This is a genomic window from Marinomonas hwangdonensis, from assembly GCF_003721245.1.
GTDB classification, from domain to species: domain Bacteria; phylum Pseudomonadota; class Gammaproteobacteria; order Pseudomonadales; family Marinomonadaceae; genus Marinomonas; species Marinomonas hwangdonensis.
On record NZ_RIZG01000010.1, the window covers coordinates 26,237 to 42,957 of the forward strand.

At 35.0% G+C, this 16,721-nt stretch carries 17 protein-coding genes; all 17 read left to right on the forward strand.

The genetic code is table 11. The annotated features are described in order from the left end of the window. Positions 1 to 107 precede the first annotated feature (107 nt). Genes tviB through EBI00_RS13885 form a run of 17 tightly spaced genes read left to right on the forward strand, consistent with a single transcriptional unit; the run spans position 108 to position 16,599 of the window. Complete coding sequence (gene tviB, locus EBI00_RS13805; RefSeq protein ID WP_123096534.1) at positions 108 to 1,370, forward strand: Vi polysaccharide biosynthesis UDP-N-acetylglucosamine C-6 dehydrogenase TviB; 1,263 nt, start codon at positions 108 to 110, stop codon at positions 1,368 to 1,370. 38 nt (positions 1,371 to 1,408) lie between these two features. Next, on the forward strand, positions 1,409 to 2,353 hold the full coding sequence (locus EBI00_RS13810) for a Gfo/Idh/MocA family protein (protein ID WP_123096535.1): 945 nt from the start codon (positions 1,409 to 1,411) through the stop codon (positions 2,351 to 2,353). 2 nt (positions 2,354 to 2,355) lie between these two features. Then, positions 2,356 to 2,937 (forward strand): acyltransferase, encoded by a 582-nt coding sequence (locus EBI00_RS13815; RefSeq protein ID WP_123096536.1) that lies wholly within the window; start codon positions 2,356 to 2,358, stop codon positions 2,935 to 2,937. Between the two features lie 6 nt (positions 2,938 to 2,943). Beyond that, positions 2,944 to 4,050: a DegT/DnrJ/EryC1/StrS family aminotransferase gene (locus EBI00_RS13820; protein WP_123096537.1), complete on the forward strand. Its 1,107-nt coding sequence runs from the start codon at positions 2,944 to 2,946 to the stop codon at positions 4,048 to 4,050. Positions 4,051 to 4,072: 22 nt separating this feature from the next. Then, positions 4,073 to 4,579, forward strand: a complete 507-nt coding sequence (locus tag EBI00_RS13825; protein ID WP_206612591.1) for an acyltransferase — start codon at positions 4,073 to 4,075, stop codon at positions 4,577 to 4,579. Beyond that, positions 4,572 to 5,561, forward strand: coding sequence for a Gfo/Idh/MocA family protein (locus tag EBI00_RS13830; protein ID WP_123096539.1), 990 nt, complete (start codon positions 4,572 to 4,574; stop codon positions 5,559 to 5,561). Before EBI00_RS13825 ends, EBI00_RS13830 begins: the two co-directional genes overlap by 8 nt. Beyond that, complete coding sequence (locus EBI00_RS13835; protein WP_123096540.1) at positions 5,558 to 6,535, forward strand: NAD-dependent epimerase/dehydratase family protein; 978 nt, start codon at positions 5,558 to 5,560, stop codon at positions 6,533 to 6,535. Before EBI00_RS13830 ends, EBI00_RS13835 begins: the two co-directional genes overlap by 4 nt. Positions 6,536 to 6,540: 5 nt before the next feature. Continuing rightward, a complete protein-coding gene (locus EBI00_RS13840) occupies positions 6,541 to 7,650 on the forward strand; it encodes a DegT/DnrJ/EryC1/StrS family aminotransferase (protein WP_123096541.1) in 1,110 nt (369 codons plus the stop codon). After that, a complete protein-coding gene (locus EBI00_RS13845; RefSeq protein WP_123096542.1) occupies positions 7,650 to 8,138 on the forward strand; it encodes an acyltransferase in 489 nt (162 codons plus the stop codon). Before EBI00_RS13840 ends, EBI00_RS13845 begins: the two co-directional genes overlap by 1 nt. Positions 8,139 to 8,150: 12 nt before the next feature. After that, on the forward strand, positions 8,151 to 8,771 hold the full coding sequence (gene hisH / locus EBI00_RS13850; protein WP_123096543.1) for an imidazole glycerol phosphate synthase subunit HisH: 621 nt from the start codon (positions 8,151 to 8,153) through the stop codon (positions 8,769 to 8,771). Between the two features lie 4 nt (positions 8,772 to 8,775). Continuing rightward, the gene (locus EBI00_RS13855) at positions 8,776 to 9,540 is read left to right on the forward strand and encodes an AglZ/HisF2 family acetamidino modification protein (RefSeq protein WP_123096544.1); all 765 of its coding nucleotides are present in this window, start codon (positions 8,776 to 8,778) and stop codon (positions 9,538 to 9,540) included. Between the two features lie 9 nt (positions 9,541 to 9,549). Further along, a complete protein-coding gene (locus tag EBI00_RS13860) occupies positions 9,550 to 10,707 on the forward strand; it encodes an N-acetyl sugar amidotransferase (protein WP_123096545.1) in 1,158 nt (385 codons plus the stop codon). Continuing rightward, positions 10,704 to 11,867 (forward strand): hypothetical protein, encoded by a 1,164-nt coding sequence (locus EBI00_RS13865; RefSeq protein WP_123096546.1) that lies wholly within the window; start codon positions 10,704 to 10,706, stop codon positions 11,865 to 11,867. The genes EBI00_RS13860 and EBI00_RS13865 overlap by 4 nt, the downstream gene beginning before the upstream one ends. Then, on the forward strand, positions 11,860 to 13,113 hold the full coding sequence (locus tag EBI00_RS13870) for an oligosaccharide flippase family protein (protein ID WP_123096547.1): 1,254 nt from the start codon (positions 11,860 to 11,862) through the stop codon (positions 13,111 to 13,113). Before EBI00_RS13865 ends, EBI00_RS13870 begins: the two co-directional genes overlap by 8 nt. After that, positions 13,110 to 14,195 carry a non-hydrolyzing UDP-N-acetylglucosamine 2-epimerase gene (wecB, locus tag EBI00_RS13875; RefSeq protein ID WP_123096548.1) on the forward strand — a complete coding sequence of 362 codons (1,086 nt, stop codon included), beginning with the start codon at positions 13,110 to 13,112 and terminating at the stop codon, positions 14,193 to 14,195. Before EBI00_RS13870 ends, wecB begins: the two co-directional genes overlap by 4 nt. Further along, complete coding sequence (locus tag EBI00_RS13880) at positions 14,192 to 15,436, forward strand: glycosyltransferase (protein WP_123096549.1); 1,245 nt, start codon at positions 14,192 to 14,194, stop codon at positions 15,434 to 15,436. The genes wecB and EBI00_RS13880 overlap by 4 nt, the downstream gene beginning before the upstream one ends. Beyond that, positions 15,433 to 16,599, forward strand: coding sequence for a hypothetical protein (locus EBI00_RS13885; protein ID WP_123096550.1), 1,167 nt, complete (start codon positions 15,433 to 15,435; stop codon positions 16,597 to 16,599). Before EBI00_RS13880 ends, EBI00_RS13885 begins: the two co-directional genes overlap by 4 nt. Positions 16,600 to 16,721: the final 122 nt, after the last annotated feature.

Consider the following 16,721-nt stretch of genomic DNA (forward strand, 5'->3'; position numbering starts at 1 on the left):
TAAAAACACGAGGCGAAAACACAACCCGCCCGTAGGTCAGGTTAGCCGAGGAACGAGGCGTGATCTGACGTTAATAATAAAATCTAGTTAAATTTATTGGATGGAAAATGAAAAAAATTGCAGTAATAGGCTTGGGCTATGTAGGTTTACCACTCGCAGTTGAGTTCGGTAAGAAGCAAGAGGTGGTGGGCTTTGACATCAATCAATCGCGTGTTAATGAACTTCTTGCAGGCAAAGACTCAACTTTGGAAGTAACGCCAGATGAGTTGAGGCAAGCGTCACGGCTTGCATTTTCCTTTAATATTGATGACATCAAAAACTGTAATATTTACATTGTCACTGTTCCTACCCCTATCGATGATGCTAACGCGCCTGATCTTACACCGCTTCGCAAGGCGTCGGCTATGCTTGCTACCGTTATTAAGAAAGACGATGTGGTAATTTACGAGTCGACTGTTTACCCTGGTGCCACCGAAGAAGTGTGCATCCCTATTATTGAAAAAGCCTCGGGCCTGAAATTTAATGTGGACTTTTTTGCCGGCTACTCGCCAGAACGTATTAATCCAGGCGATAAAGTTAATACCCTCACAAAAATCAAAAAAATCACGTCAGGCTCTACCCCTGAAATTGCAAAATTTGTCGATGATCTTTACGGTTCCATTATTACGGCGGGAACCCATTCTGCTAGCTCAATCAAAGTAGCAGAAGCGGCAAAGGTAATAGAAAACACACAACGTGATTTGAATATCGCCATTATAAATGAGTTCGCCAAAATCTTTAATATTTTGAAAATTGATACTCAAGAAGTGCTTGATGCAGCTGGGACAAAGTGGAACTTTTTGCCATTTAAGCCAGGTTTGGTTGGAGGGCATTGCATCAGTGTTGATCCATATTACCTGACCTATAAAGCGAAAGAGGTAGGTTACCAACCTGAAGTCATTTTAGCAGGCCGTCGAATTAACGATGGTATGGGGCAATACACCGCTACTCAATTAGTGAAAGCAGTTTCGAAGCGAAAAATACACGTTGATGAAGCGAAAGTATTAGTTCTTGGCTTTACTTTTAAAGGAGATTGTCCTGATGTTCGAAATACGAAAATCGTTGATATGGTTAAAGAACTAAAAAGCTTTAATATGAATGTGGATGTGTACGATCACTGGGCCAATCCTAATGAAGTCAAACATGAATATGGTATTGAGCTAATAAGCGAACTTAAAAATGGTTACTATGACGCTATTGTTTTAGCTGTAGATCATTCTGACTATAAAAAATGGGGCGAAGAGAAGATTCGCGGTTTTGGCAAAGAAAAACACGTGCTTTATGATGTGAAATACGTCCTATCTTACGGCCAGTCTGATTTGCGTTTATAGTTTTTAATTGTTGATAATTATTATTTAGTGGAATAAAAATGAAACGATTTGCCCTTATTGGTGCTTCAGGTTACATAGCACCTAGACATTTAAAAGCAATCAAAGAAACCGGTAATGATCTAGTGGTTGCAATGGATATCAATGATTCAGTGGGTATTATGGACAGCCATTTTCCGAATGCTGAATTTTTTACTGAGTTTGAGGAATTTGAAGGCTTTGTTGAAGATCAGAAATTAAAAGGCGAAACGATCGACTATGTTGCGATTTGTTCGCCAAATTATCTTCATTTACCACATATGAAATACGCTCTTAAAAATGGCATCGATGTGATTTGTGAAAAGCCGTTGGTGCTTAATGTAGAAGACTTAGACACACTCAAGCTTTATGAAGAAAAATACGGTGCAAAAGTGAACTCAATATTGCAGTTGCGATTGCATCCTTCTATTTTGGCTTTAAAAGAAAAAGTAGCCAATGCGCCAGCGGATAAAATATTTGACGTGGATTTAACGTATCTGACATCACGTGGTAAGTGGTATATGAAATCATGGAAAGGTTTTGATCACAAATCTGGCGGTGTAGCGACCAATATTGGCGTACATTTCTATGATATGTTGCACTTTATCTTCGGTGATATTAAAGCTAACGAAGTACATTACCGTGATGAAAAAACCTCTGCGGGTTATTTAGAATATGAACGTGCACGCGTGCGTTGGTTTTTATCGATTGATGCCAATCATCTACCAGAAAATGCGGTACATGGTGAAAAATCTACTTTTCGAAGCATCACTATCGAAGGCGAAGAGCTGGAGTTTTCGGGCGGCTTTACGGATTTGCATACACAAAGCTACCAGCGTGTATTAGAAGGCAAAGGCTATGGTGTGGAAGATAACCGCGCGGCTATTGAAACTGTTGCCGTTATTCGAAATAAAGCCATCGCGGCCCCCGGAGAATTTGCACATCCTTATCTTTCGAAGGTGCTGTAAAGATGTCAGATTATTTTAAACATGCTAGTGCCATCGTCGATGATGGGGCTCAGATTGGTGCGGGTTCGCGAGTGTGGCATTTTGCACATATCTGTGCAGGCGCAAAGATCGGTGCTGGTGTGTCTTTGGGGCAAAATGTCTTTGTTGGTAATAAAGTCACCATTGGTGATAAGTGCAAAATACAAAACAATGTTTCTGTCTACGATAATGTACATTTAGAAGAAGGCGTATTTTGTGGCCCTAGCATGGTGTTTACCAACGTCTATAACCCACGCTCGTTAATTGAACGTAAAGACCAGTATCTTGACACGATAGTCAAAAAAGGCGCCACGCTCGGTGCAAACTGCACGGTAGTGTGTGGAGTGACCATCGGCGAATATGCGTTTATTGGCGCAGGTGCGGTGGTTAATAAAGATGTGTCTGCTTATGCCTTAATGGTAGGTGTACCCGCGAAACAAATCGGCTGGATGAGTGAGTATGGTGAGCAACTAGATTTGCCTCTATTGGGATGTGCACAAGCCATATGCTCACAAACACAACGTGTTTATCAGCTAAACAATAACATCGTTACCATAGTCGAGTGAAGAAGAATGAAAATAGACTTTGCAAACCTACAACATCAGTATCAGCTATATAAAAAAGAAATTGATTTGGCAATACAATCAGTTTTAGATAAATCAAACTATATAATGGGTGATGAGGTTAGCTTACTTGAGCGGCAGCTAGAGCGTTTCACGAGTACTAAGCATGCGATTACTTGTTCTAATGGTACGGATGCACTAACTTTATCCATGAAAGCTTTAAATATAAGTGCCGGAGATGAGGTTATTACTACTCCTTTTACATTTATAGCAACTGCAGAAACCATAGCTATGTTAGGCGCTATACCTGTATTTGTTGATGTAGAGCCAGACACATTTAATATTGATACAACTAAAATTATCTCTGCAATTACTTCCAAGACGAAAGCAATTATGCCTGTGAGTCTTTATGGGCAGCCATCAAACATGCTTGAAATTTCTGATATAGCAAAATCACACGGTCTGAAAGTGATTATTGACGGTGCACAATGTTTTGGCTCCACTTATCATGGTGAATCTACTGCAAAGTTTGCTGATATATATACAACCAGCTTTTTTCCAGCAAAGCCGCTTGGCTGTTACGGTGATGGTGGAGCAATCTTTACAGATAATGATACTTATGCTGAAAAAATTAGGATGTTACGTGTCCATGGACAAAATGAGCGTTATCATCACAAGTATATAGGCATGACGGGTCGATTAGATACCATTCAAGCTGCTATTTTATTAGCAAAACTACCGCATCACAAAGAAGAAATATTAGCTAGGGATAATGTGGCCCAGTTGTACAACAAAGGTTTAAAAAATATAGTTAAAACACCTGTGGTTCGCAGTGATAGAAAGAGTGCATGGGCTCAGTATACTATTAGAGTTAATAACCGTTCAGAATTTCAAGAGAATTTACTATCTAAAAATATACCAACCTCCATTCATTATCCTAAACCTCTACATCTACAAGAATGTTTTCAATATTTAAACTTGAGCTCTGGTATGTTTCCTATATCAGAAATGCTTTCGAAAGAAGTAATTAGCTTGCCAATGAATCCATTTTTAAAAACTGAAGAAATTGATTATATAGTAGATGCAGTGACTTCTTTTTGTAATGCAGATAATTAACCCAAAGGTTATGGAGTGCTTAATGACTGAATACTTTAAACATGAAAAATCGGTAGTAGAGGAAGGCGCTGAAATTGGTAGTGGTTGTAAGGTTTGGATAAATGCACAGATTCGTTCAGGTGCCATTATAAAAAACAACTGTATTATCTCTAAAGACACTTATATCGATTCAGGTGTACATATTGGAAGCAATTGTAAAATCCAGAATGGTGTGTCCATATACAACGGTGTATTTATTGCAGATGACGTTTTTGTAGGACCTAATGCCGCTTTCACTAATGATAAAATACCGCGTGCATTCAATCATTCTTGGTCAATTACTAAAACAATCGTAAATAAAGGTGCCAGTATTGGCGCGAATGCAACCATTGTTTGTGGTGTTGTTATTGGTGAGTACGCAATGGTGGCCGCTGGTAGTGTAGTGACAAAAGATGTTGAGCCATACAGCCTAGTCATGGGTAATCCTGCAAAACACTACAGCTACGTCGATAAGGACGGTAATAAAGTAGAGGTGAATCAAGATGCTTAATATTGGTCTGATAGGGTATGGTTACTGGGGACCAAATGTAGCTAGAAATTTGCATGTCAACTCAAAAATCTGCCTTAAATGGATTTGTGATAATAAGTATGAGCGTATAGAAAAAGCTAAATCAACCTATATTGCTCAAACGAATTATACACAAGATCATCATATGTTAATGAATGATCCTGAATTAGATGCTGTTGCAATTGCTGTAGAAACTTCTGCTCATTATTATTTAGTAAAACAAGCTCTTTTGGCAGGTAAACACGTTTATGTAGAAAAACCTTTTACATCAACTGTAAAAGAAGCTGAAGAGCTGCATGACCTAGCTACTAAGCTAAACTTAAAAATCCATGTTGACCATATTATGGTTCATCATCCAGTAATAAAGAAAATTGCTGATCTTGTTAATTCAGGAGAGCTCGGTGACATTCTTTACATTGACGCAATGAGAATGAACCTTGGTCAAATAAAAAAAGATGTTAGCGCAATGTGGGATTTGGCAGTTCATGATCTTGCCATTATTGATTTTCTTACTGGTGGTAAAGAACCTTATTTTTTAAGTGCACTTGGTGAAAAATATTACAACCCAAAAGAGAGTCTTTGTTTTTTGACTATGCGTTACCCAGGTTTTATTTCACATATTCAATCAAGTTGGATCTCACCATTAAAAGAGCGAAAGCTTATTGTTGCAGGCACAAGAAAAATGTTAGTTTTTGATGATATTAAGCCATCTGAGAAGCTAGTTGTCTATGACAAAGGGGTGAACATAATAGCAGGGGATTCCGTAGAATATGAAGATTATGCAGTAAAAATCAGGGAGGGAGATATTTTGGTCCCCTTTATCAAGATGAGTGATGCATTGTTTAATAGTATTGATCACTTTAGGGAGTGTATTGAAAAAAATACACAGTCTATTACTGGAACAGATCAAGCGATACGAATACAAAAAATTCTTGAAAGAGCCGATCAGGGAATGAATCAATGAATATAAATCGAGATAGACCAACTATTAAATCAAGTACAATTCTTGTGACAGGTGGAGCTGGCTTTATTGGAAGCCACTTGGTAGACAGGTTGTTATTAGAAGGCGCCAAAGAAGTTATCATTGTTGATAATCTTTTTGTTGGCTCTGAAGATAATATCTGCGATGCTATAAAAAAAGGTGCAGTTTTTTATAAGGATGATATAGAAATTACATCTTCATTAGACTATATTTTTGAAAAACATGCGGTAGATATTGTTTTTAATTGTGCAACGAAAGCTTTAAATTATTCTTTTGTTAATCCTAAAAATGCCTTTGATACAAACGTTAATGGTGTACTAAACATTCTTGAGCACCAAAGAAAAGGTCATTTTAAGACACTCGTACATTTTTCTACATCTGAGGTTTACGGTTCAGCTGTTTATGAGCCTATGGATGAGAATCACCCAATAAGCCCGACAACAACCTATGCTGCTGGAAAAGCTGCTGCGGATATAGCTATCAATAGTTGGGTGAATATGTTCAATGTAGATGCATTTATTGTTAGACCGTTTAATAATTATGGGCCAAGACAAAACTACAGAGGATTTTTAGCTGGTATTATTCCAATAACGGCTTGGCGAATTGCAAATAATATCTCTCCTGAAATACATGGTACAGGTCAACAGACACGCGATTTTATCTATGTCGAAGACACCGTTGATGCCGTAGTAAAGCTGTATTCTATTCTAAGTCCAAGTGAAAGTATTAATATCTCCACTGATGGTCAAATATCAATGAATGAGGTGATTGAAAAAATCATTTCATACTATGATTATCAAGGTGAAATTATTAGAAAAGAAGCTCGTAGCGCTGATGTATCAGCTCATAATGCTAGTAACGAGAAAGTGAAAAATCTTATTAAATATAATTTAACGCCTTTCGATGACGGTTTGGTAAAAACACTAAATTGGTACCATAAAAAATTTACAGGTTAATAATAATGAAAGAAAGAATTAAATTAATAAAGCCATATATAACTTTTGAAGAAATATCATCAGAGCTAGAAGAGGTTTTCAACTCTGGTCAGCTAACTAAAGGACCGCATGTTGCGAAATTTATTAAAAGCTTAACGGATTATACTGGTAGCTCATATGCTATACCTATGACTTCGGCAACAACCGCATTGACAATGTGTCTAAAGGTACTTGGGATAAAAAAAGGAGACAAGGTTGCTATATCTGATTTTTCTTTTCCTGCTACAGCTAATGTGGTGGAAGATGTAGAAGCAACACCGATTTTTATCGATGTAGATAAAAACACCTATAACATGTGTGTTGAAGATTTGCGTAGTAAATTAGATGATAAAGTGAAGGCTGTTATTTTTGTCGATGCACTAGGAAATCCGTCAGGGATAGACGAAATAAAATCAGTCTGTGAAGAGTTTGGAATACCACTAATTGAAGATTCCGCATGCGCTATTGGCAGTTCAGTTAATGGTGTTAAAGTTGGCAGCATAGCAGATTTAACTTGTTTTAGTTTTCATCCTCGCAAACTACTTACTACCGGCGAAGGTGGTGCTATCCTAACTAATAATCATGAATATGCATCTTGGTTAGAAATGAAAGCTAATCATGGTGCTTCAGGTTTACGTGGTAAAGTGTTTGATTTTGTAGACTTTGGTTATAACTATAGGATGAGTGAAATTCAAGCTCTCATGGGTTGGAAACAAATTGTAAAGCTCGATGATATTACCGGACGTCGTAATCTAATTGCAAAAAAATACGCTCAAGGCTTACAACCATTAGGTATGAAGCGACAAGAAGCTACGGAAGGTATATATCACAATATTCAATCACTTGTATTTACTGTTCCTGAAACGATTAAACGTGATGATTTAATAGAATATTTAGCTGAGCACAATATCGAATCAACCCTTGGCACTTATTGCATGAGTGGTACAACCTTCTACTCTAAAAAGTATAATACGATACAGCCAATAGCTCAGTGGCTTGAAAATCACACTATAACGCTTCCTTGTTATGATGGTGTTGATTTGCAAAGAGTAATTAGTGTTATAACTAGTTTTTTTTATTTAAATAGAAAAAAGTAATGGCATATTTAACAAGAGTTTTTCGTTATCTGCGCTTTAGAATGAAAAATAAATATAATCGCCATGTTTCATTCGGTGATTTATTTACAGATCGTTGGGAAACTGCATCTTTTTTAGGGTTTGGCGAAGGAACCTCCTGTTATAACAATGTTTTAGTCTTAGGTAATGTAAAAGTCGGGAAAAATACATGGATAGGGCCAAATGTAGTTTTAGATGGAAGTGGAGGAGAATTAATTATTGGTGATTTTTGCTCTATTAGTTCTGGTGTTCAAATATATACACATGACTCAGTTTCTTGGTCAACTAGCTTAGGTGTAGATACAGTAAGAAAAAGTTCGACTTATATTGGAAATGGTGTGTACATTGGACCAAACACTGTCATTCAAAAAGGAGTGAAGATAGGAGACAAAGCAATTATAGGTGCTATGTCATTTGTGAATAAGGATGTAGAAACTAATCAAAAAGTATTTGGTATTCCTGCAAAGTAGCTAGGCAATAATATGATTTCAATAATTGATTATGGCGTTGGGAATTTAGGTTCAGTAAAAAATATGCTGAAGTACCTTGGTATAGAAAGTAAAATTATTACCACAACTGAAGAGTTGAGTTCTGCTGATAAAATTATACTCCCTGGTGTCGGTAGTTGGGATAATGGCGTAGCTAAGCTAAAAGATAGTGGGTTACTTTCTGTATTGAATCAGAGAGTACTTACTGACAAAGTTCCTGTGCTTGGGATTTGTCTTGGCATGCAAATCTTACTTGATTGCAGCGAAGAAGGAGAGTTACCTGGTTTAGGTTGGATTCCAGGGAAAGTAAAAAAGTTTGACTTTAGCCAAACACTAAAAGAAAACAACTTAAGAATACCGCATATGGGCTGGAATGTTACTCATAATGTGAAAAAAACACAGCTTACTCAATTAATCGATGTTGAAACAAGGTATTATTTTGTGCACTCTTATTATGCGGAAGTTATAAATAAAGAACATGAATTAATGACTTGTCATTATGGCTATGAATTTACTTGCGCCATACATAAAGAAAATATATGGGGTGTTCAATTTCATCCTGAGAAAAGCCATAAATTTGGTATGGCACTAATAAAGTCATTTTCGGAGCTATAATAAAGTGCTTAGAACACGTGTTATGCCCTGTTTGTTATTAAAAGGTAGAGGTTTAGTAAAAACAGTAAAGTTTAAAAACGAGCGCTATGTAGGTGATCCAATTAATGCTGTTAGGATCTTTAATCAAAAAGAGGTGGATGAGTTAGTTTTGTTCGATATTAACTGCACTACTGAAGGCTGCGCTATTAATTACTCATTACTTGAGCAAATTACATCGGAATGTTTTATGCCTGTTTGCTATGGTGGTGGTGTTAAAATGTTAGAAGATTTTCGCAGACTTTTTTCTATGGGTATTGAAAAAGTATCGATAAGTTCTTTACTTTTTGAAAATGCAGATGTAGTAAAGCAGGCGGTCGCAATATATGGTTCGCAAAGTATAGTCGCTACATTAGATATTACCCAATCTAGATTTAGGAAGAAATATCAAGTATGTACCCACTCAAGTAAAAAAATAAAAAATTATACCCCAGTCGAAGCTGCTAAATATGCGTACAGTTTAGGTGTTGGTGAAATTATTGTTAATACCGTACATCGCGATGGTACTTGGCTTGGTTTTGATGAAAACCTGATTAAACAAATTTGCGAAAGTGTGAATATTCCTGTGGTAGCTACAGGTGGAGCCGGTACCTTAAATGATATTAGAGATGTCGTTGTAAATGCCCATGCTTCTGCTGTTGCACTTGGAAGTATGGCAGTATTTCAGGCAAAAGATATGGGTGTTTTAATTAAATTCCCTAAACAAGCAGAACTAACTAAAATTTTATCTTAGGCATTAAATATGACTTATCAAATCTGTACTCGCTGTATTTATGATACCGAAGTTCCCAATATTTTTTTCAATAATCAAGGTATATGTAATTATTGTGTGCAAATCGATGAGCTTTCAGAGCAGTTTCCAAATGACGAGAGAGGTAAGGTTGAGTTACAGCGCTTAGTCGATGAAATGAAAAGAGCAGGTAAAGGAAAAAAGTATGATGCATTAATTGGGGTAAGTGGTGGTTGCGATTCATCTTATCTACTCGACTTAATGACCAAAAAATATGGTTTAAGATTGTTAGCTGTACATTTTGACAATACTTGGAATTCTACCGTTGCGACTGAAAATATTCACTGTATGACTGAAAAGCTAGGAGTGGATCTTTTTACTCATGTTGTAGATGCTTATGAGTTTGATGATTTGATTTTATCGCATTTAAAAGCGGGTGTTAAAGAAATTGAAAATCCAACAGACATTGGTTTAGCTACGACGATGAATCTTGCTGCAGAAAAATATGGTATCAAATATAAAATTGATGGTCACTCTTTTAGAACAGAAGGGTCTGCCCCTATGGGCTGGATTTACATGGATGCTAAGTATATACAGAGTGTGCATAAAGAATTTGGTAGTGTACCGATGAGAACATTTCCCAATTTATGGCTTTCAAAACAATTGAAATGGATGTTGTTTAATCAAATAAAATCTGTAAGGCCATTGTATTATTTACAATATGATAAAGAAGCTGCTAAAGAGATGTTAGCTAGAGAATATGGATGGACGTGGTACGGTGGCCATCATTTAGAAAATAGAACTGCTTCGTTTTTTCATAGCTACTTCTTTCCTAAACGTTGGAATATTGATTTTCGTATTGCTGGATATTCTGCTTACTGTCGTGATGGGCGAATGACTAGAGAAGAAGCCTTAAGCTTAATGAAGAAAGAGCCACATATTGAAGATGGTTTAGTAGAATATTATAAAAAGCGATTAAATCTTTCAGATGAAGAGTTTGAGCATTTAATGAATTTACCTAAAAAATATTATACAGACTTCAAAACGTATAAAAAAACTTTTGAGAGGATGAGGCCGTTTTTCTACTTAATGGCTATGTGGAAGCTAATACCTTGGAGTTTTTATATTAAATATACACTACCTCACAAGGTTGCTAAGGATTTTAAGTGATTCGTTCTGTTTTTCTTAATGGAATTTTTTTTGTTCAAAAGCTTTTATTTAATATTTCTCTGTGTTTTTTTCGTGTTTTTTCTTGGAAAGAAAAAAATGGAATTATAGTTGGCGTTGAAGAAATAGCATCTATACTTTATTCATTAGGTAGTGCGCTAGAAGGTTCTAAGACCGTCAATCTCTGCAAAAACCTTTATTACAATGAAAATTATGATTACTATGTTGGTAAATACAGGTATTCAAAAGTGTTCAGATATTTAATATCCCCAATTTTGTTTGGGTATTTAATTAATAAATTTAAGGTGTTTATCTATATTAGTGGGAATGGATTTTTAATTCCTCATATAGATGGAAGAGAATATGAGTTTAAGAAATTAAAGCAGAATGATTGTAAGATTATATGCTATTTTACTGGTTCAGATATACGCTCATTTAAATTGTTGAACGAATTTGGAAAAAAACATGGCATGGATGTTATAACGACTTTTCAGCCGATATCACATAGAGGTATTGATTCCAAAGAGAAAGAAAATGTTCGTTTTATGTTGGGTCAAGCTGCAGATAATTATGCTTCAGCAATATTTAACCCTTCTACAGATCAAATGGCATACATATCACGGTCATGCTACCCATTTTTGTACTTTGCAGATGAAAAAAAAATAAAATATTTTCCAAATAAATTTAAACAAGAACGTAAGGTCGTACTTCATGCACCGTCATCCCCAATTATAAAAGGTACTCCACTAGTTAGGTCTGCGGTTAAGCAATTGAAAGAAGAGGGCTATAATTTCGACTACATTGAATTAATTGGTGTTTCTAACGAAGTTGTAATGGAGCAGCTTGCTAAAGCACATATAGTACTCAATGAGTTTTATGCATTAGTACCTGGTGTTTTCGGTGTTGAAGCGATGATGAACAATGCTGCTTTACTAACTTCAGCAAATATGGAATTGGAAACTAGTTTGTTTGTCGGTGCCAATGATGCGTGGGTCGTGACCCCGTATTGGTTAGTATATAAAAATTTAAAGGCTGCTTTAGATGCACCTATGGAGATATTGAAAGATCAAGCAGATGCAGGAACGAGATGGGTAGAGCAATATTGTACATATAGCTTTAGTGCCAAATATTTAAATAAAGTGTTGGAAGAAATTGATGATTAAGCAGTTTTTTAAAGACTCTTTTTTTTATACTTTGTCAAATTTATTTACTAAAGGCATTGCATTTATAATGTTGCCTATTTATTTAAGTTATTTGGATAAAGGTGAATATGGTATTTTTGACTATATATCTAGTGTTGGATCTATTTTTAGTGTGGTTGTGACGTTAGAAATAGCTCAATCGGTTATCCGTTTCGCTGCAGAAGAAGTTAATCTTGTTGAGAAGAGTAAGATTATATCTAATGGTTTTTTCTTTACATTATGTACGTATATCGTTTTTTGTACTGTTTTGCATTTAAATTTGGAGGAAGCTTCTGTAGTATTAACTGACAGTCCAAATAACAAAAATATTGCCTCATTAGCTGCAATTTCTTATATGACAAGTGGATTATTGTATTTAAGTGTTGTTATTTATAGGGCTAATCTTAATGTAGGGGCAGCTGTAATTTCTGCTGCGGCTTCCGCCGCTATTTCTGCAATAGTAAGCTTTGTTCTATTAAGTTATTATGGAATGGGAATAAATGGTATTTTGATAGGTTTGATTACAGGTCAGTCAATAGTGTCTGTAGTAAATTATTTTAATCTACGTATTTTCTTAATCTGTAAGCCTGAAATGAATGTCTTAAAGAGTATGATTGTTTTTTCTGCTCCTCTTGTTTTTTCAAGTCTTGGTGTTATGTTAGCTATGTTCTCTGATAGGTTTATGATCAAAGAGATGCTTGGGTTTGATGCCCTTGGCGAATATGGAGTTGCAGCAAAATTTGCTGCAGTAGTAACATTATTAACAGTTGGTTTTCAAAGTGCTCTTGCTCCTTTAGTATATAATCGGTTTAATGATCCTGATACGCCTAAAAACTTAAATAAATTGTTTTTTTACTTCTTTTTAATAGGTTTTGTTTTTATAATTTTTTCATTTATTTTATCTGAAACCATTATTACATTAATAGCTGGTGATGGTTATAACAAAGCGATATCTATACTTCCATTATTAGTAACCTCTGTTTTACTTTCAAATGGCTACTTGTTCTTTCCAGGCTTGTCAATTGCAAAGAAAACACATATCTTGGCTTTTTTGAATATTTTTACCGGAGTACTTAATCTAGTTTTAAATTTATTTTTGATCCCCATTTTTGATGTTTACGGTGCAGCATTAGCAACCATGTTAAGTGCATTAATCGGTTTTATTTTGAATGTTTTTTATTCAGAAAGATATTATCCTATTCTTATTGCTAAAAGTGTTTTAAAATGAATATTGTTACTATCTTAGGTGCTAGACCACAATTTATTAAGGCAGGACCTGTTAGTCGCGAGATTATTACATTACAGCAAACGAATGTTAATATAGAAGAAGTAACAGTTCATACTGGACAGCATTACGACGCCAATATGAGTGATATTTTTTTCGAAGAAATGAAAATCCCTACACCAAATTATTTTTTAGGTATTGGTGGCAAAAGTCATGGTGCTATGACAGGCCAGATGATTGAAAAAATTGAGGATGTTTTGCTCAAAGATAAACCGGATTGGGTAATGGTCTATGGTGATACTAATTCAACCTTGGCTGGTGCTCTAGCTGCTTCAAAATTACAGATTAAAATTGCCCATGATGAAGCAGGGTTACGTTCGTTTAACATGAGAATGCCAGAAGATATTAATAAAATCCTTACAGATAGAGTATGTAACGTATTGTTGTGTCCAACTCAAGCTGCAATGAACAACCTATATAATGAAGCAATAGAGAACTGGAATACCAAAGCAAGTGCATTACTAGTTGGTGATGTTATGCAAGACGATGCACTATTTTACAAAGAGTTAGCGCAAAAGCCAACGCATATACATATTGATACAGAGTTTGTACTATGTACCATTCATCGTGCTGAAAACACAGATAACGCAAAACGGTTGGCTGATATTGTGGCAGCCCTCAATGAAATTTCTAAAGAAAAGCAAGTGGTTTTACCGCTGCATCCGCGCACAAAGAAAATTCTACAAACTGGAAGTTTTATTATTGAGAATCTTACTATTACCGATCCCGTTGCTTATTTGAATATGATTTGGTTACTTGATAACTGCAGTCTTGTAATGACGGATATTGGTGGTTTGCATAAAGAAGCGTATAATTTTTCGGTACCCTGTATAACTATGCGTGATGAAACAGAGTGGGTCAAACTTGTTGAAGCAGGCGTTAATGTTTTAGTTGGGGTGGATAAAATAAAAATTATAAATGCCTATCAATCTATAAGAAATAATTTCTCCGATGAAATCGGTAAACCTGATTTATATGGGAAAGTGTTGGCTTCACAAAAAGCTGTAGAGTATATTTACTTATGAAGATCGTCTATTTGACTTGGGGCGAAACTCCACGAGCCTACGGTGTATTTGGTTCACAGGTGATAGGTCAATTCCTTGAAACGTCTAAGTTGTCACCAGAAGTAGAATTTCATTTTATTTCCGCTGTTCCTATTATTCATAGTGGTTTAATCCGAGAAAAGTGGCATTACTTTAAAGAGTTAAAATCTGTGAAAAGTAAGCTTTCTCCGATTGCATTCCACTGGTTGCCTATTTGGACCTCTCAAAACTTTATCAATTCATCTAAATATAGTTTTGTCTTGATGCATGGTTTGACTCACTTACATCTGAAAGCGAAGTTAAAAAAAATTCAACCAGAGATAGTACACTGTCGTTCTTACCATGCTGCATGGGCTGCCTTAAATGTTAAAATAAAATATGGTTTTACATACAAAATTATTTTTGATGGACGAGGTTTGTGGCCGGAAGAAGTAGCTCTCAAAAAGGACTGGAGTGAACAGTCTATAGACTATCTTTTTTTGAAGTCAATTGAATCGCAGTTGCTTGATAAATGTGATTGTTCCGTTAGTGTTTCTGATACGATGCATGAATATTATACCAATCTTGGCGCTCAAAATGACCATACGATTTATCTTTCCGCAGATACTCGGAAGTTAAAAGTTGAAATTAATGAGTTTGAAGTAAGTGATACGATTCGTTTTTGTTATGTTGGTGCCTTATCCGAAGATACTTGGCATAAGCCTCAGCTATTAGTAGAGCTGTATCGTAAATTAAGATTGCTTTTTCCAAAAACACAATTAACAATAGTTACTACATCTAACTTTTTATTATTGAAACAAGCTTTTTCAGAGTTTCCAACTAAAGAGATTATTTTCACCTCAACAAAAACACGAGAAGAATTAAAACAAGTCCTTAAAAAACAAGATTTTGGCTTAATGACTTATTTCTTGCCAGAAAATGATAAAGAAAAATTGTTAGGTAATATGGTTCTTGCTGTAAAAACAGCTGAGTATTTCGTTGCTGGTTTGCCGATGATTTGCAACGCATACTGTGGTGGTGCTTCAAGTATTATAAAGGAGAATGGTTTAGGAGTAATCTATTACCCAGAGAATATCGACGATCTAACTTTGGAAGAGTTTATTCCTTATTTGAAAGTAAGTGCTCGTGAGAAGTGTCAATCTTTTGCATCAGAAAATTTTGATTACGAGATAAATGCAGAGAACTATAAAGAGCTTTATCAAAGCTTAATGGTGTATAAATGACTAGTTTTCGTCTTTCTTACTTTGGTTTAATTGTTTTTTTTAGTTTTATTATTTTATTGTTAATCTCAAGGGTATTGTTTCCTTTTGCTGATGAGCCTGATTGGATTGCTCGTGCCCCTTTAGTGCTTTTTGGCGATCATTCGTTATGGTCTCCTTATTATATTTTTTCTAATTTTTTAAACCAATTGAACATTGAAAACTCTGTATGTCAGCCCGTTGCTGGTGCTTTGAGTTTTTGGGCAGAAATATCAAGCTCATGCACTGAAAGTTTAGAAGAAATTATAATAAGATTTTCAGTAACACTATTTGTGATTTTGCCAATTCTTTTTATTATTATTTTTAGAAATTTCTTTATTCTATTAATGAATTTAGTTAATTTAAGGCTAAGTAAAGAAGAGTGGAATTATCGTATAGACTCATTAGCTCTTACAATTATTTTTCCTGGTATTCTTTACTATTTAGGTGTCCTTGCTGAAGAGCAGTTTTTTTTAGTTGTTTCGTTATATATATTTTTATTTTGGGGTTTTTGGCTTCCTATTTCTCTTTTATTGATGGTTTTATCTACTATTGATTTTGGTAATACTGTAGTGGTTTTGTTTTTTATATTATCTGTTATGTTTTTTTCAAAAATCCGTAATTATAATAGAAAATTATTCTTTTCTTTTTTTCTATTTTTTTTATTTTTAGCTTATTTTATTGGGTTTAGATTTCTTGAACTGTTTTCTCAAATTTCTTTTCTAGGAGGTAGCTTTTCTTCAAAATCTGATGCTATCTATCAGGTGCTCAATGATAGTGATCTAGTAGAAAAGTATCCTGTGATCTTAAGGCCTATAATTACACTTATGAGCTTTATTTTTATGACTCCTTCGGGGGTTAAAGTGCCAGTTCTGTATGTAGCTATATTTATTTTAATTTTTACATTAACGCTTAAGGTATTTAGGGGTAAAAATAAATTGCTTGATGTTTACTGGTTTGTTCCTTTTTTTTCGACTATTTTTTTTGTCTTTTTGTTTCCAAACTATGCGAACGCAAAGTATTATGTTTTTGTCATGCCTTTTTTAGTTTATGCATCTTTAAATTACTACTCTAGGAATGTTGTTTTTGTTTTTTTTGTAGCTTCGACCCTTCTCGTTTTTTTTCATCTTATACTTTATCGGTTTTGACTTTAGATTTATTAGGCTTTTTTGGGATTTTACATTGAATATAAAAGTTTTTTTAGTTTTTTCTTTAAAGCTGGTGTCTTGACGTTTCATCATTATTCTGATGACATATCAACCAGTTGGCA

Bases quoted from the DNA above. Each gene is read 5' to 3' on its own strand.
- EBI00_RS13820 (WP_123096537.1), top strand. From the start codon at position 2,944: ATGAAAATAGACTTTGCAAACCTACAACATCAGTATCAGCTATATAAA.
- EBI00_RS13830 (WP_123096539.1), top strand. From the start codon at position 4,572: ATGCTTAATATTGGTCTGATAGGGTATGGTTACTGGGGACCAAATGTA.
- EBI00_RS13810 (WP_123096535.1), top strand. From the start codon at position 1,409: ATGAAACGATTTGCCCTTATTGGTGCTTCAGGTTACATAGCACCTAGA.
- EBI00_RS13825 (WP_206612591.1), top strand. From the start codon at position 4,073: ATGACTGAATACTTTAAACATGAAAAATCGGTAGTAGAGGAAGGCGCT.
- EBI00_RS13840 (WP_123096541.1), top strand. From the start codon at position 6,541: ATGAAAGAAAGAATTAAATTAATAAAGCCATATATAACTTTTGAAGAA.
- EBI00_RS13885 (WP_123096550.1), top strand. From the start codon at position 15,433: ATGACTAGTTTTCGTCTTTCTTACTTTGGTTTAATTGTTTTTTTTAGT.
- EBI00_RS13815 (WP_123096536.1), top strand. From the start codon at position 2,356: ATGTCAGATTATTTTAAACATGCTAGTGCCATCGTCGATGATGGGGCT.
- EBI00_RS13845 (WP_123096542.1), top strand. From the start codon at position 7,650: ATGGCATATTTAACAAGAGTTTTTCGTTATCTGCGCTTTAGAATGAAA.
- tviB (WP_123096534.1), top strand. From the start codon at position 108: ATGAAAAAAATTGCAGTAATAGGCTTGGGCTATGTAGGTTTACCACTC.
- EBI00_RS13835 (WP_123096540.1), top strand. From the start codon at position 5,558: ATGAATATAAATCGAGATAGACCAACTATTAAATCAAGTACAATTCTT.
- hisH (WP_123096543.1), top strand. From the start codon at position 8,151: ATGATTTCAATAATTGATTATGGCGTTGGGAATTTAGGTTCAGTAAAA.
- wecB (WP_123096548.1), top strand. From the start codon at position 13,110: ATGAATATTGTTACTATCTTAGGTGCTAGACCACAATTTATTAAGGCA.
- EBI00_RS13860 (WP_123096545.1), top strand. From the start codon at position 9,550: ATGACTTATCAAATCTGTACTCGCTGTATTTATGATACCGAAGTTCCC.
- EBI00_RS13880 (WP_123096549.1), top strand. From the start codon at position 14,192: ATGAAGATCGTCTATTTGACTTGGGGCGAAACTCCACGAGCCTACGGT.
- EBI00_RS13870 (WP_123096547.1), top strand. From the start codon at position 11,860: ATGATTAAGCAGTTTTTTAAAGACTCTTTTTTTTATACTTTGTCAAAT.